Source organism: Ulvibacter litoralis (assembly GCF_900102055.1).
Lineage (GTDB): Bacteria > Bacteroidota > Bacteroidia > Flavobacteriales > Flavobacteriaceae > Ulvibacter > Ulvibacter litoralis.
This window is the reverse complement of the sequence record NZ_FNBA01000001.1, coordinates 1,039,904-1,055,323: the sequence shown is the minus strand read 5'-3', so window position 1 is coordinate 1,055,323 and position 15,420 is coordinate 1,039,904. Positions and strand designations below refer to the sequence as shown.

The following is a 15,420-nucleotide window of genomic DNA, read 5'->3' as shown; positions in this document are numbered from 1 at the left end:
GCATTCGTAGTATTGCAGCCTTCGCTTTACGTCTGAACTTGAAAATTAGTACCTTTGCCATTCTAAAATCTGTATATGATTCAATCTATGACTGGCTATGGTAAAGCCATGGTGCAATTACCATCTAAAAAAATCACGGTAGAAGTTAAATCGCTTAACAGCAAAAACTTGGATTTAAACACACGTGTTCCCTCCATGTATCGAGAGAAAGAGCTTGTAATTCGCACTATGCTTGCAAAATCGTTAGAACGTGGTAAAGTAGATTTTAATTTATATGTTGAAGTTACTGGTGAAACAACCACAACTAAACTAAACGAAACACTTGTAAAAGAATACATGAATCAGCTTCGGAATGTGGTTGCTGGCGACGAAGTGGAGTTGTTGAAAATGGCCGTTAGAATGCCTGAGACACTTAAAACGGAACGTGAAGAGGTTGATGAAGCCGAGTTTAAAGTGATTATTGAAGCGATTGATGAAGCTTTAGTAAACATCAACAAATACCGCTCTGATGAAGGGAAAGTATTAGAAAATGACTTTTTAATGCGCGCTGAGAAAATTGCAGCCTTGCTTGAAGAAGTAATTGCTATCGATCCACAACGTATTGAAAATGTAAGAGAACGTTTACACAAAGCAGTAAGCGACTTGAAAGAAACAGTGGATGAGAATCGTTTTGAACAAGAACTTGTGTACTATCTTGAAAAATACGACATCACTGAAGAAAAGGTACGTTTAAAAAACCACCTTAATTACTTTAACGAAAGCATACAATCTACCGATTCTAATGGGAAAAAATTAGGGTTTATCACCCAAGAAATTGGTCGTGAAATAAATACCATTGGTTCTAAAGCCAACTTTGCTCCTATGCAGCAGTTAGTGGTTCAAATGAAGGACGAATTAGAAAAAATTAAAGAACAAGCTTTAAACGTTTTGTAATGAAAGGAGGCAAATTATTTGTTTTTTCAGCACCTTCAGGAAGTGGAAAAACCACCATTGTACAATACTTGCTTAAACAAGAAGAACTCAATCTAGCATTTTCTGTTTCGGCTACTTCTAGAGAACCTAGAGGCGACGAAAGACACGGTGAAGACTACTATTTTATCAATTTGAAAGATTTTAAACAACACATTAAAAACGGTGATTTTTTAGAGTGGGAAGAAGTCTATCGCGATAATTTTTACGGAACCTTAAAAACAGAAGTAGAACGTCTTTGGGCAATGGGTAAAAACGTGATTTTTGATATTGACGTGGTAGGTGGTTTGCGCATTAAAAAGAAGTTTCCGAATGTAACCTTAGCGGTTTTCGTGAAACCTCCAAGTATTGACGAGCTTAAAATTCGCTTGAAAAAACGCAAAACGGAAGACGACGATAAAATAAACATGCGTATTGCCAAAGCTTCCGTAGAGCTTGCTACAGCACCGCAATTTGATTATATTATTCAAAACGACGACCTAACCACTGCCTTGGCAGAAGCGAAGAATTTAGTTTCAGAATTTATTGCAAAACCTATTTCAGAAGAAGAAGAATAAATGGCTTCTAAAAAACGCATCGGACTCTATTTCGGAACCTTTAATCCAATTCATATAGGGCATTTAACCATTGCTAATTATATGGTTGAATTTAGTGATTTAGATGAAGTTTGGATGGTGGTAACGCCGCACAATCCACACAAAAAGAAAAGCACCTTATTAGACGACCATCATCGTTTAGCAATGGTTCGTATTGCGCTTGAAGACTATCCAAAACTTAAGGCTAGCAATATCGAGTTTGGACTGGAACAGCCTAATTATACGGTAAACACCTTGATTCTTTTAGAAGAAAAACACCCCGATTTCGACTTCTGTTTAATTATGGGTGAAGACAATTTAAAAAGCTTTCATAAGTGGAAAAACTACGAGGTTATTTTAGAGCGATATTCGTTGTATGTTTATCCTAGAGTTTCCCAAGGAACTATTGAAACACAATTTAACAATCACCCACATATTCACAAAGTGAACGCTCCTATTATGGAACTTTCGTCTACTTTTATTCGAAAAAGCATTCAGGAAGGAAAGAACATTCGCCCCATGCTACCAGAAACCGTTTGGAAGTATATCGACGAAATGAATTTTTACAAATAGGCTCTTGATTTTTTGAATCAACCAACACTCATTATGAAAAAAAACACAAGAGTACGTCTTTCACAGGTTACTAAATTGCTTGTTTTAACAGCCTTTTTTTTAATTCAGAGTCAGTTTAGTTTTTCGCAACAACACATCGTTATTACTCCCGGTTTTATGGGACCCAATGCTTTGCCTGTTCCTGAAATTAAAACAGGAATACTTCCCTCCCAATTAAACTTAAAAGTCGCTTTCGAAAACCATTCGAGCGATGGCGATCAAACCAGCAACTTTTATACTGAATTGTACGTGCCGTTGCAGGCTAAAAAAGTAGGATTGTTTGTGAGTGTAGTGCCTATTGAATTTTACAACGTAGATGAGGCAACGCTTTTAGATCGCAAAATTGAAACTACAGACGGTAAAGGAACTGCCGGAGGAGACATTTATGTTGGAACCTACATTCAGCTATTGCAAAACCATAAAAGCTTACCAGATTTACTACTTACAATTAACCTGCGAACTGCTTCAGGAACAAAATTAGAAGAAGCGAGATATACCGATTCGCCTGGATACTTTTTTGACCTTTCAGCTGGAAAAGAAATTGCATTGGGAAGTTCATTTTTACCTTCTATGCGCCTTTATGCAATGGGTGGATTGTACGTGTACCAAACACATAGAACCGATTTTCGTCAAAACGATGCTATTTTGTACGGCGCCGGAATTGACTTAAACTTCAATCATTTTGTTTTTAAAAATGCTTTTGGTGGCTACAGCGGTTTTGTGAGAGATGGCGACAGACCTGCTTTGGTGCGTTCTACGCTTAAAACAACATTCAATTCGATGGTAAATTATGAACTCGGATTTCAGAAGGGAATTGCAGATCAGAAATACACCACAGTTCGTTTCGGATTGAACTTCGATTTGAGTTATTTTAAATCATTGGTTACAAATTCAAAATAGCCGAAAAACTTTCCGAAGTAAAAATAAAATCGCCCCAACTGCAGAACAGTGGGACGATTTTCAACTAACTAACCAACCAAAAATTTATATATACTTTAGAAGCTACTAATTTTTATCATTTGCGCTGCAATAGTAGCTTTCGATTCTCTTAATTTTCTTTTGTTTTTATACTGAATGTATCCACGTCCAGTAAAACGATATAGAGTTCCAGACATTGGGTGAAACAACTCGACCGTTCTGTCATTAATAACGCTCAGCTCAAAATATTCATTGCCTAGAAAATCATAATCTAGTGTTAAATATTTCAGGTACGGATTTCCCGATACATCGTCCACATTATAGATTCCAGAATAGTCCCAATACACACTGTTTGGGTTGGTTCCATTTGGGTCTTGAGAGCTTAAAAAGTTACCCTCTCCACCGCCTGGTAAAAATTGCACAAAGTTCTCATAATCAAACTCATTTATGGCTCCATATTCGCTCGTATAGGTTTTTTCCCAAGTAAGGTATTCCTGTAAAAAGTAGTGAATGTTGTCGTAAAATAATGTATCGTAATTGAAGGTTCCTTTTTGGTACCCAACTAAAACGTAAGAAACATTTTCACGTCTGTTGTACAATTCAATCTCATTCGTGCTTCGTTGTGTTACTTCAAAACCGTAAAAACCGTCAATATCATCCGAGATTTCCAGCGTGTCGTTAAACGTATCGTAATATCCAGTTCGGATACCAAGACCATTTCCTTGACTTCCGATGCCTACAAGATTATTATTGGCATAGACTGTTCCGTTTTTAAACGACATGGTAAAGGCTATTTGCATAAAAGGAATGTAGCCACTTCCCGTTGAGCGATCAATATCTACGTACCATAAATCGTACGAAGAAACCAACTGAGCTAATGTAATTGTAGGTACTGTTGTAGTGTGAGTCTCTTCAACAATTACCTCTTGATAACAAGAAGATGCCAAGAAGGCAACTAGTGTTAGTCCGAAAATTAGTTTTAGTGTTTTCATACGAATAGATTTAAAAATTATATCTATTGAAATTCAAAACATGTGCCAAAATTATAATTATTTGATTAACAGCTTTTTATTGTGATTTTTTAAATCGATTTTACTTCGGAAAGTTTTACAATGCATTGAAAATTTTGTAGAAAAAAGAATATTTTCGTGCTATCATTTTCACAATTTGATACCCTAATTTTAACGATAGTATGTACATATTTCCTTATTTTTGAATAGATCAAACTCAGAATATGTCAAGTAAACCAAAATTTGCAGTTATTGGAGGTGGGAGTTGGGCTACAGCCATTGTGAAAATGTTATGTGAAAACCTAGAAGAAGTGGGTTGGTATATGCGAAGTCCTTATGCGTTGGAGCATATCAAACAACAACAACACAATCCAAATTACCTTAGCTCGGTCGAGTTTAACGTCTCTCAATTAAAATTAAGCAACGATATTAATGAAATGGTTGAGTACGCTGACTATCTTATTTTTGCGATACCTTCTGCTTTTGTGCACGCTGAATTAGAGAAACTAACTGCCTCATTAAAGGGTAAAATTATATTTTCAGCAATTAAAGGGATTGTTCCTGAAACAAGTTTAATTGTTGGCGATCATTTTTTCACGCATTATAAAATTCCATTTAATGACATTGGTGTTATTACAGGACCTTGTCACGCAGAAGAAGTTGCTTTAGAGCGTCTTTCATACTTAACCATTGCTTCGGCCGACACTCAAAAAGCCGAAACTGTTGCAAAATACTTACGCAGTGATTATATAAAATGTTCTATCAGCGATGATGTTATAGGCACCGAATACGCTGCTATGCTGAAAAATATTTACGCTTTAGCCGCCGGAATTGCACACGGATTGGGTTATGGCGATAACTTTCAAAGTGTCCTAATGAGCAACGCAATTCGAGAAATGAAGCGGTATGTGAAAAAAGTACATAAAATGAAACGAGACATCAATGGCTCGGCTTATTTAGGTGATTTATTGGTAACAGGATATTCTGTTTTTAGCCGAAATAGAATGTTCGGAAATATGATTGGGAAGGGGTATACGGTAAAAAGTGCTCAAATGGAAATGAGTATGATTGCTGAAGGCTATTATGCAACCAAAAGTGCTTACGAACTAAACCAATTAAAAAAGAATAAAAAAGCCAAAACACCTATTATTAATGCGGTGTACAGTATTCTTTATGAAAATAAAGATCCAAAAAAGGTATTTAAAAAGTTAACGGAAAAATTAAATTAGCCTCTAAACAGGTCTTATTATTTCACAAAAAAGCCGCTTTACAGATGTAAGACGGCTTTTTTGCTTCATTATATCGATATATTATCGTGCTAAAACGCCTTCTTTAGTCATAACAGGCAACTGCACTGTATTATCCTTGAGCACCGAGTTAGCGGGCAGTTCAAAACGTTTGTCGTACATTTTAGTTCCCTGAAAATAGGTAATGGTGAAAAAGTTATTCAATCGCAGGACGCTATTTTCTAAATACTCAATACGCGCATATCCTTTTGCAGGTACCATCTTAATGGTATGACGCAATGGAGCCGTCATATCTTTATCGTCGTACCCTTGCGTTATAATTAGCACTGTTTCTATTGCTTCAGCACTATCGTTTATAATGTACGCGTTCCAGTCGTTTGTTTTATGATCTTCATTAAAATCTAATACCGCTGCAACATACACATCTTTCACTTCAGGAATTTCAATGTCTTTTCTCATAGCTCTTTAGCTTCTTAAATTATAATGAGCTTTTAAATTGCTCTAAGAAACGGATATCATTTTCACTAAACATACGAATGTCTGGAATCTGATTTAAAAGCAATGCGATACGATCTATTCCCATTCCGAAAGCAAAACCTGAATAGACTTCAGAATCTATTCCGCAGTTTTCAAGAACATTAGGATCTACCATTCCGCAGCCCATAATCTCTAACCAACCAGTTCCTTTGGTCATTTTATAATCTGTTTCCGTCTCTAATCCCCAATACACATCTACTTCAGCACTTGGCTCGGTAAATGGAAAGTAAGAAGGTCTAAGACGTATTTTAGATTTCCCAAACATCTCTGTGGTGAAGTATTGAAGCGTTTGTTTTAAATCTGCAAAGCTTACTCCTTTATCTACATACAAACCTTCCACTTGATGGAAAAAACAGTGTGAACGTGCCGAAATAGCTTCGTTTCTATACACACGCCCTGGCGAAATAGTTCGGATAGGCGGTTTGTTGTTTTCCATGTAACGTACTTGTACCGAAGAGGTGTGCGTACGCAACAAAACATCTGGATTGGTTTGAATAAAAAACGTATCCTGCATGTCTCTAGCTGGATGGTATTCTGGTAAGTTTAAGGCTGTAAAGTTATGCCAGTCGTCTTCAATTTCTGGACCTTCAGAAACATTAAACCCTATGCGAGAAAAAATCTCGATGATTTTATTTTTTACAAGGGTTATAGGATGACTAGACCCCAGCTCTAAAACTTCTCCGGGTCTCGAAAGATCTCCGTAAATTCCTTTAGACTCTTCACTACTTTCTAGTGCTTCTTTTAAGGAGTTTACTTTTGCTTCAGCAGTTGTTTTAAGTTCATTTACAACCTGTCCAAATTCTTTTTTCTGTTCGTTCGGAACGTTTTTAAATTCAGCAAAAAAAGTTTTCAGAAGTCCTTTTTGTCCTAAATATTTGATTCGGAATGTTTCTATTTCTTCTTTTGAAGTGGCTGTAAAAGTTGCTACTTCGGCAATATGTTTTTTAATCTCTTCTAACATCGTACGGTTATTCAGCTTGTAAAACTACGGTTTTATTTGTTATTGGATAACTTCGTTTTCGAGGAAGTATTGAACAATGGCATCTTTCATTAAAACACTTTGTTCTCCTGCTTTTAAAGGCGGTAATTGTTCCAAAACCTTATAATGAGGCCATCCTTCTTCGTCATAATACTCAAACTCATAATACCCAAAAGGCTCTAACAAACGACAAATAGCAATGTGCATTAGATTTAATTTGTCGTCTTTTTTAAACTTTCGGTGTAATTGTCCTAACTCTTGAACCCCCACTAAATAAATAATGGCGTCAAGGTCTAGTTTATCCCCATCGGCAAAGCGATTGCTAAGCAATGTGATTACTGCTTCCCATCGTTCTTTTAATTGTTCATCTCTTGCCATAACTATATCCTCACACCTAATTTAAATGGGTTCTTTTTCGTGAAGCTACAAAGATACATTTCTTACGAAACACTTTTAGTATCTTTACTCAAAATACTTTCTATGAGTGTGGTCGATATTATCTTAGGTGTTATTCTTTTAATTGCTTTTTACACAGGTATTAAAAAAGGTCTTTTTGTGGCCCTCGCCTCATTAGTAGGCCTAATAGCTGGAGTATATGGCGCCATTTACTTCTCACACTTTGCCGCTTCGTACTTGGCAAAATCATTTAGTTGGGGCGAACAAACCATTAATCTAGCCGCTTTTGCTATTACCTTTTTAGCCATCGTATTTGTCATTTCATTGGCTGGAAAGCTACTGACCAAAATTGCCGATTTTGCAGCTTTAGGACTCTTAAATAAATTGTTAGGAGGCCTTTTTAATGTGTTTAAATTTGTTTTTATTATCAGTGTAATCTTTATGTTTATTAACGCTTCTACCAGTATTAGCGGTTTGCTTATTTCTGAAGAAAAAAAATCTGAGTCTCTTTTATACAGTCCGATAGCATCTATTGCTCCCTTAGTATTGCCTAGTTTATTAGCTGAAGTAAATGAGTTTCGCACTTCTGAAGAGGAAGAAATACATACCAACCCACAGGATACAATTCCCGTGCAAGAGCAATCTACTCCTATAGAATAAAAAAGTGCCGAAGTTCAAAAATACTCTTTTTGAACTTCGGCACTTTAATTTATACATCTGTTAGTAAGAATTAACTAACGATATCTTTTACATTTTCATTAATGTAAATCATTGCGGTATTAAATGTTTTGAAAATACATTCTTTAGCAACTAAGTCTGGAATAATATCGATGTTTTCCATCATTATTCTTGGCTGTGATTGCAAACCAACAATTAAGGTTGTTACGCCCTTCTGACTCAATCGCAATAAAATTTCTTCCATCGCATACAATCCTGATTGATCCATATAAGGTACTTTCCCCATTCGAATTACCAGGTGTGTTGCAGTCTCTGGAATACTTCCTGCCAGTTCTTGAAAATCGCTCGTGTTTCCGAAGAATAAAGGACCTTCTAAACGCTTGATAAAAACTTCCTCTTTTAATGTCTTTGGAAAGTTTATTTCATCATTCCATGACATAGAAAGTTCATCTGCATCTAACAACGGAACAATCTTCGATTTTGAAGCAGAAGCATCCCCAATCTTTTTCATGAATATAAGAGAAGCCATGATTAGCCCAATTCCTACAGCATATACTAAATTCCAAAAAACAGAAAGTAATAATACCACTAACATAATGGCAATTTCACTTTTTGGCATGTTCGGAATTGCCTTAAGACCTCTATAATCCATTACACCAATACCAACGGTAATTAATATCCCCGCTAAAACTGCCGCTGGAATTTGAGAAGCCACTGGTCCTAATGCTAATAATACAACTAATAAAAACAAAGCGGCAACCATTCCTGAAAGTTTTGTTGTTCCTCCAGAGTTAATGTTTACAACCGTTCTAATCGTTGCTCCAGCACCTGGAATTCCACCAAAAAGAGCCGCAAAACTATTTCCAATTCCTTGTCCAATTAATTCTTTATTAGGCTTGTGTTTTGTTTTGGTCATGTTATCTGCTACTACCGAAGTAAGTAGAGAGTCAATCGCTCCTAAGAAGGACAACGTAAGTGCTGTAAATACATAGGGTGATATTTGTCCAAAACTAAATTCACTAAACATGCTTAAGTTTGGCATAGGGAATCCGCCCGGAATTTGCTCAATAGGTAAGTACTCTAACTTTAAAAAATACGCACCGCAAGAGACTACCAACAGTGCCACCAACGTACTTGGAACCACTGTGGTGATTCGCTTAAACCCATAGATGATAGCAATAGTTAACAGTGCTAAAATTAGCTCCAACCAATTGATATTTGAAAAAGCACGCGGCGCGCTCTTAACAGCTCCAATAACACCCGAACTTTCAGCTTTTGCTAACGTTACTGCTTCGGCTAAAATTTCTTCTTCAGAAATACTTTCTGCACGACGAACCGTTTCTTTAAAGTCTTCTAATACAAGAATTCCCTCACCTGCTTCGTCTTTCAAAATTTTATCGAGCAATACTTCTTCTGCCTGCGGTTTAAATTCGTTGATAAAAGCGACATCATCTTTGGCATAATACCCAACCAAAGGAAGCACTTGAGTGATCAAAATGATAACCCCAATCGCTGTCATAAACCCTGAAACTACTGGATATGGTATGTATTTTATATACTTCCCAACACCTACTAGACCTAAAACTATTTGAAAAATACCGGCCATTAAAAATACCAGTAAAATATAGGGCAATGCTTGTTCTACACTTCCATTATTTGCTGCAATAATCCCAGCAATTACCACCATTGACACTGCGGTCATTGGGGCTGTTGGTCCCGATATTTGAGTGTTTGTTCCTCCAAAAAGAGACGCAAAAAACCCAATAAAGATAGCACCATACAATCCTGCATCTGGTCCTAAACCAGACTGTACACCAAAGGCAAGTGCCAATGGTAAGGCTACAATTCCGGCAGTAATACCACCAAAAAGGTTTCCTCTAAAATTTGAAAATATATCTTTCATCATACGTTATCTGTTTTTATTTGTTAAAAAAGACTACCTCACCGTTTGTCACGTTGTACATTCCTCCATAAATTTGGATTTGGTTTTCTTTTTCCATTGTTTCTAGTAAAGAACTCTGCTTTCTAATTTGATCAATGGCATGATGTACATTAAGCTCTGCCACATCATCTACAAATTCTAAATTTTTAGAAGTACGCAGACTTTCATCTTGTGGTTCTTTTACTCCTTCAACAGCAGGCTTTATTTTTGAAAGCAGTGTTGTTAAGTTACCCATCTCCGCTTTATCACAAGCTCCTTTAACAGCTCCACAACTCGTGTGACCTAACACCAATACTATTTTAGACCCTGCTAATTTACAAGCAAATTCTATACTTCCTAAAATATCTTCGTTCACAATATTTCCAGCAATTCTTACACTAAAAATATCTCCTAATCCTTGATCAAAAACCAATTCGGCAGATACTCTAGAATCGATACAACTCAATATCGTTGCAAAAGGAAATTGCCCTTCACTTGTTTCATCTACTTGTTGTAATAAGTTCCTGTTCGCTTTTAAGTTATTTTGAAATCGAAGATTTCCTTCTTTTAAAAACGCTAAGGCTTTCTCAGGAGTCATTGTTAATTGTGTTTCTTTAGTATGCGCTTTCATTGTATCTTTTTTTTTAAAAATTATTTTATTTATGGCTATAGATTTACCTGACCTTTTTGCATAAAAAAGCCAACGTATATCTTTGTAAAATTGTGTCGGAAAGGTGCTAATTATAAACTAACTAGCAAAAATAGTACGATCGGGAGGGGGTGAGTTTATCTCAAAATAAACTTTATTCCAGTAATTAATGTGATAAGGCAATACTGATAAGGATAACGATATATCTGAAGCCCCTTCTATATGCGAAATATTCTCAAACTTCGTCTTAACCTCTTTATCTTGTTTCCCATTATCCTTGTTTTCTTCTTCACTCATAGAAAAAAAGTAAGAAACATCTGCATCAGGGCCAAAAAAGGTCACCAACGTAGGTGTTACTAGAAAACTAGTGAAAATGAAAAGAAAAAAAATACTGGTTAACTTCAATATGTTAATTTTTGAGAATTGCAAAAATAAGAGATTTTTGCCAATTATCTGTTAACTAAATATTAAACTAAAGCTGTTTTAGTTCGGTTGTAGGGACCCAGCCGTCTTTTCCATCCACTAATTTGATGCGAACCCAATTGTCTTCGCTTCCAATAATCTGAACTTTGGTTCCTTCATGAAGCTTAAACGCATCACCGCCTCCTAAGCTTGGTTCACTTTTAACCTGTACACTTTCAGCAAAAATAATAGCAGGTTTATCGTGTAACGCATCACTCGATAATTGAAATGCCATTACTAAGGATGCAATTAAAAATAATGCAGAGAATAAAGATCCTACAAACAGTAACCGTTTTCTTCGTTCGGAAGTAGAAAAGTAATAGACCAAAAACAACACCACAAATAGCATTGAGAATACAACAGCAAGAATTGCCCAACCATTATACGAAAGCACACTTGCCAAACTTGCATACCACTTCGCAAAAATTGTTTTAGGGAGCGGCTCTATTGCGTCTATTCGGGCGTTTTCTGCAAAGGCTAAATTGGTTTTTATCTCTTTATCTAAGGGTGCTAGTTGCAGTGCCTTTTCGTAATAATAAATACTCGGACCAATTTTATTTAACTTGTAATTTGCATTTCCAAGATTAAAATAAAGGCTTGCAGAATGCTCTCCGCTTTCTAATATTTTTGACCAACTATTAATGGCGTCTTGGTATTTTTCTTGCTTATAACGTTCTTTCCCTTGCTCAAACAAAGCACTATTTTGTGCAACACTTGAAAAGGAGACTAAAAACAGAAGTATGTACAGTAGTTGTTTCATTTTTCTTCGGAAAAGGTTACTGTATTTGTTTATCTATGGCAGTAATGGTACTTACCGCCTTATTGTAATCTGATTGTATCGTCACGTCTGAAGTAGGCGTGTAACGCGCAAATTCGCAACTAGTAAGCAGCCCTATAAATTCGGTAACTGTTTCTGGTTCTATTTGACGCTCTAACAACAATTTTGAAATGCTTTCTTTTGAAAACTCTGAAGTTTCAATAGATAATTTCGCCTTCAAATAGTTATGAAAAGCTCGCTCTAAAGCTTCATAAAAGACGACTTGATTATCAATATTTTTCTTTGCTTCGGAAAGATACTTACGCGCAAGTTTGTCTGCCTTTCTAAGTTTATTTCCTTGTACATCAGCAAGTCGTTTTTTACGTTTCTTTCCGCCGATAATAAATAACGGAATCAATAAGAAAGGACCGCCTACCATAGACCAAAATAACGTTGATTTAAAAAAGACTTCTTGCTGCATCGGCTTCAAATCTGCGTTTAATTTTATGTACTTGAACTGCTCTTTTGAAGCAACCACTTCTTGATTCCCATTTTGGGTTTGCAAACCTTGAGTCGTCTGAGCGGTAACAGGTCCATTTTCTACCGTAATCACAATCTCTTTAGACGTAATCGTTTTGTACGTTTCTGTTCTAGGGTCGAAGTATGAAAACGTAATAGGTCTAATTGGATACACACCCTTAAATTGAGGTACAACTGTATAGGTATCTGTAATAGATCCTGTCATTCCTCTTTTATTGGTGCGGACATTTTCAACTCTTTCTGGTTCGTACACTTCTAAAGCACTTGGTAAGTTAACCGATGGAAGTTCAAATAATTTTAAATTTCCATCACCAGCAACGGTTGTTTTTAATTCCAATGCTTCTTTGGCGTCTAGCACATTTTTGTTAGAATACATTTTAAATTGAAAGTCACCAACGGCTCCTGAAAATCCGTCAGGTTTCCCTTCAATTGGCAAAGGCTTTACGGTAATGGTTCTGTTTCCTGCCGATATCGTTTTATTGACACGCGTGGTTAATCGACGTCCAAATAAATCGCGACGGTTTCCAGGAACATCAATCGGAACGTCTAATGTAAGAGGCTCTATCGATAACTTTCCTGTTTTTTGAGGGTATAAAACGGTGGTTCGTAACACAACATAGCGATAGTCTTCGCCTTTGTATTTGCCGTCGTACACTTTATAATTTCCTTGTGCATCGATGTTCTGACTCCAAAAGTCTTCGTACTTCGGATTGTCAATTTCTCGCCAACTACTGGTAATACTAACGTCTTTAGAAACGTACATTTTATAAACTACCGTAATGGCTTCATTTAAATATGGATTGGAATTAGAAACCTCAGCAACCAAATGAACATTCTCACTCGCCACATAGTCTGCGTTATTTCCATCCTTCGGAACCGCAACGGCAGCCGTCACTTCAACATCGATAGGAAGTGTTTTATACGTTTCTCCAGCGATTTCTATGGTTGCTTGTCCAATCGTGACATTTCCTCTAGTCTCTGGCGATAAAAAGTATGAATATGTTTTAGAATACGTTCTTTTTCCGTTGATCCAAGAGTTACTCACCGCTTGGTTAGGTCCGCCCACTACTTTAAATCCGTTAAAATTTGGCGGATTAAAATTATCCCCGTCTTGATTCATTTCAAAATCAATACGAAGGCGTTCGTTTATTCCCAATCTTTTTTTGCTCACTTTGGCATCAAATTTTACCTGAGCTTGAACCATTGTGCAGCTAAACATAAAGATCACTATATATATGAAATTTTTTAGCTTCATGACATTACCAGTCTTTATTTGATTTTACTTTCGCCCCTTTTTGCTTTTGGGCATTCATTTTATCCTGAACTTTCTTTTCTTGATTGTTCATCGCTTCTAACAAGCTCTCTACTTGTTGCGGAGACAATTGCCCTGGAACAGGTTGTTGCTGTTGTGGCTTATCTCCTTCTCCTTCTTTAGGATCTTTAGGCTCGTCTGGCTTTCCTTTATCGTCCTGATCGTCGCCTTCTTTCTTATCATCCTTTTGATCGCCTTTGTCTTGATTGTCTTTTTGATCGTCTGGATTGCCGTCTTTGTTATCGTCTTTATCTCCCTGATCTTTTTGATCTTGTTGGTCCTTGTTATCTTGATCCTTGTCTTGATCTTTATTTTCGTCATCACCCTTATCGTCTTGCGGCGGATTTTTTTCTAACATTTCTTTTGCCAACGCTAGGTTATACCTGCTTTCGTCATCGGTCGGATTGTTACGTAAGGCATTTTTATACGCTTCAACAGCTTCGGTGTATTTCTTTTCGTTCATATAGGTATTTCCTAAATTATGAAAAGCTTTGTGTTTCTCTGCTTTTGAAGTTGCTACGGAAGCAGCCTGCTTGAAGCGATTTAAGGCTTCTTCATTTTTACTTTTTCCGTAATACGCTGTTCCTAAATTGTACTTTCCCGTTTCGTCTGAAGGATTTAACGCAATGGCTTTACGGTATTCCGCTTCAGCCGTTACAAATTCTTCTTTTTGAAGCGCCAAACTCGCGTCACTCAAATACTCTTGTGCTTGGCGTAGTTCCTTCTGCTTCTCTTCGTTTTCTTGAGCATACATTGTAGTTGCTACCATTCCGAAGAAAAGGAAAAAAAGAAATAAAGGTTGTATGTGCTTCTTATTTTTCATTAAACAAATTCAATTTTTTTAACCACGACGTTTTGCGTTCTAACAACAATACATCAAAAATCAGCAAAAATAATGCCCCTCCTAAAAACCACTGAAATTGATCTTTAAAATCGGTAAACTGCTTCGAGTCAAATTCTTTTTTATCCATTCCATTTAAAATGGCTTTTACTTTATCTACCACTTCTTTGGTATTGGCACCGTTTAAATACTCCCCATCGGCCGCATTTGCAATTCCTTTTAAGGTTTCTTCTCCCAAACGGGTGATTACTTGTTCGCCGTTCTCGTCACGCTTGTACGATTGTAATATTCCGTTGCGCTTAATCGGGATAGGAGCTCCATTTAAAGTCCCCACTCCAATAGTAAATATTCTAATGCCTAGTTTTTTTGCTTCGGAAGCAATCTCAGAAAAGCTTCCTTCGTGATCTTCACCATCCGAAATAATAAACAATACTCTGTTGGTCTGATCTTCGTCGTTGTAATACGTCTCAGCCATTTTAATCGCTTCATTAATAGCCGTTCCTTGCGATGAAACCATATCGGTATTCATTCCCGACAAAAACAACTTTGCCGAAGAGAAATCGGTCGTGATGGGCACTTGCGGAAACGCACTTCCTGCATATCCAATAATCCCAATGCGATCGCCTGTTAAGGTATTAATTATTTGTGTAACCAGTTGTTTTGATTTTTCCAGTCGGTTGGGCGCAATGTCTTCTGCCAACATACTTTTAGAGACATCTAACGCAAAAACAACATCGACACCTTCTCGTTTTACCTCTTCAATTTTAGTTCCAATTTTAGGATTTACCAATCCAAAACTCATACACGCAATGGCCAAACTTAACACCAATACCTTTAAAATAGATTTAAACGTAGAGCGCTCCGGACTTAGTTTTTTCAATAAACTAGCATCCGCAAACTTCTTTTGGGTGCGTTTTTTCCAAATCATCACCAACAGAAAAAGCACTACCACCACCGGAATGGCGAAAAGCACGTAAAAATATATGGGTTGTTCTAATTGGTACAAACTACTCTATT

At 36.7% G+C, this 15,420-nt stretch carries 17 protein-coding genes; 6 read left to right on the top strand and 11 right to left on the bottom strand.

Annotated features, from left to right (window positions below):
• Positions 1 to 75: 75 nt before the first annotated feature.
• From BLQ00_RS04875 to BLQ00_RS04860, 4 genes are read left to right on the top strand one after another with little or no spacing between them, the layout of a single operon-like run.
• Positions 76 to 933: a YicC/YloC family endoribonuclease gene (locus BLQ00_RS04875; protein WP_093141259.1), complete on the top strand. Its 858-nt coding sequence runs from the start codon at positions 76 to 78 to the stop codon at positions 931 to 933.
• Positions 933 to 1,526 carry a guanylate kinase gene (gmk, locus tag BLQ00_RS04870; RefSeq protein WP_093141256.1) on the top strand — a complete coding sequence of 198 codons (594 nt, stop codon included), beginning with the start codon at positions 933 to 935 and terminating at the stop codon, positions 1,524 to 1,526. The genes BLQ00_RS04875 and gmk overlap by 1 nt, the downstream gene beginning before the upstream one ends.
• The gene (nadD, locus tag BLQ00_RS04865; RefSeq protein ID WP_093141253.1) at positions 1,527 to 2,117 is read left to right on the top strand and encodes a nicotinate (nicotinamide) nucleotide adenylyltransferase; all 591 of its coding nucleotides are present in this window, start codon (positions 1,527 to 1,529) and stop codon (positions 2,115 to 2,117) included.
• A gap of 33 nt (positions 2,118 to 2,150) precedes the next feature.
• On the top strand, positions 2,151 to 3,056 hold the full coding sequence (locus tag BLQ00_RS04860; RefSeq protein ID WP_093141251.1) for a hypothetical protein: 906 nt from the start codon (positions 2,151 to 2,153) through the stop codon (positions 3,054 to 3,056).
• A gap of 95 nt (positions 3,057 to 3,151) precedes the next feature.
• Here the strand turns inward: BLQ00_RS04860 and BLQ00_RS04855 are convergent, their stop codons facing one another.
• Entirely contained in the window at positions 3,152 to 4,066 is a 915-nt protein-coding gene (locus tag BLQ00_RS04855) for a nicotinic acid mononucleotide adenyltransferase (protein ID WP_093141248.1), read from the bottom strand.
• A 242-nt stretch (positions 4,067 to 4,308) separates the two neighbouring features.
• Between BLQ00_RS04855 and BLQ00_RS04850 the strand changes: the two genes are divergently transcribed.
• Positions 4,309 to 5,313: an NAD(P)H-dependent glycerol-3-phosphate dehydrogenase gene (locus BLQ00_RS04850; protein WP_093141245.1), complete on the top strand. Its 1,005-nt coding sequence runs from the start codon at positions 4,309 to 4,311 to the stop codon at positions 5,311 to 5,313.
• A gap of 81 nt (positions 5,314 to 5,394) precedes the next feature.
• Here the strand turns inward: BLQ00_RS04850 and BLQ00_RS04845 are convergent, their stop codons facing one another.
• The 3 genes from BLQ00_RS04845 to BLQ00_RS04835 are packed head-to-tail and all read right to left on the bottom strand — an operon-like array spanning position 5,395 to position 7,225.
• A complete protein-coding gene (locus tag BLQ00_RS04845) occupies positions 5,395 to 5,790 on the bottom strand; it encodes a hypothetical protein (RefSeq protein ID WP_093141242.1) in 396 nt (131 codons plus the stop codon).
• Between the two features lie 19 nt (positions 5,791 to 5,809).
• Positions 5,810 to 6,829, bottom strand: a complete 1,020-nt coding sequence (pheS, locus tag BLQ00_RS04840; protein ID WP_093141238.1) for a phenylalanine--tRNA ligase subunit alpha — start codon at positions 6,827 to 6,829, stop codon at positions 5,810 to 5,812.
• Positions 6,830 to 6,868: 39 nt separating this feature from the next.
• Positions 6,869 to 7,225, bottom strand: a complete 357-nt coding sequence (locus BLQ00_RS04835; RefSeq protein ID WP_093141235.1) for a hypothetical protein — start codon at positions 7,223 to 7,225, stop codon at positions 6,869 to 6,871.
• Positions 7,226 to 7,327: 102 nt separating this feature from the next.
• Between BLQ00_RS04835 and BLQ00_RS04830 the strand changes: the two genes are divergently transcribed.
• Complete coding sequence (locus BLQ00_RS04830) at positions 7,328 to 7,903, top strand: CvpA family protein (RefSeq protein WP_093141232.1); 576 nt, start codon at positions 7,328 to 7,330, stop codon at positions 7,901 to 7,903.
• A gap of 70 nt (positions 7,904 to 7,973) precedes the next feature.
• Here the strand turns inward: BLQ00_RS04830 and BLQ00_RS04825 are convergent, their stop codons facing one another.
• The 7 genes from BLQ00_RS04825 to BLQ00_RS04795 all read right to left on the bottom strand — a co-directional run bounded on the left by BLQ00_RS04825 (position 7,974) and on the right by BLQ00_RS04795 (position 15,409).
• Positions 7,974 to 9,824 carry a SulP family inorganic anion transporter gene (locus BLQ00_RS04825; protein WP_093141229.1) on the bottom strand — a complete coding sequence of 617 codons (1,851 nt, stop codon included), beginning with the start codon at positions 9,822 to 9,824 and terminating at the stop codon, positions 7,974 to 7,976.
• A gap of 16 nt (positions 9,825 to 9,840) precedes the next feature.
• The gene (locus BLQ00_RS04820) at positions 9,841 to 10,473 is read right to left on the bottom strand and encodes a carbonic anhydrase family protein (protein ID WP_093141225.1); all 633 of its coding nucleotides are present in this window, start codon (positions 10,471 to 10,473) and stop codon (positions 9,841 to 9,843) included.
• Positions 10,474 to 10,590: 117 nt separating this feature from the next.
• Positions 10,591 to 10,896 (bottom strand): hypothetical protein, encoded by a 306-nt coding sequence (locus BLQ00_RS04815; RefSeq protein WP_093141222.1) that lies wholly within the window; start codon positions 10,894 to 10,896, stop codon positions 10,591 to 10,593.
• Between the two features lie 67 nt (positions 10,897 to 10,963).
• Positions 10,964 to 11,713, bottom strand: coding sequence for an SH3 domain-containing protein (locus BLQ00_RS04810; RefSeq protein WP_093141220.1), 750 nt, complete (start codon positions 11,711 to 11,713; stop codon positions 10,964 to 10,966).
• 16 nt (positions 11,714 to 11,729) lie between these two features.
• Positions 11,730 to 13,505, bottom strand: a complete 1,776-nt coding sequence (locus tag BLQ00_RS04805) for a BatD family protein (protein WP_093141217.1) — start codon at positions 13,503 to 13,505, stop codon at positions 11,730 to 11,732.
• Between the two features lie 4 nt (positions 13,506 to 13,509).
• A complete protein-coding gene (locus BLQ00_RS04800) occupies positions 13,510 to 14,385 on the bottom strand; it encodes a tetratricopeptide repeat protein (RefSeq protein ID WP_093141214.1) in 876 nt (291 codons plus the stop codon).
• Positions 14,375 to 15,409: a VWA domain-containing protein gene (locus BLQ00_RS04795; protein WP_093141212.1), complete on the bottom strand. Its 1,035-nt coding sequence runs from the start codon at positions 15,407 to 15,409 to the stop codon at positions 14,375 to 14,377. Before BLQ00_RS04795 ends, BLQ00_RS04800 begins: the two co-directional genes overlap by 11 nt.
• Positions 15,410 to 15,420 lie beyond the last annotated feature (11 nt).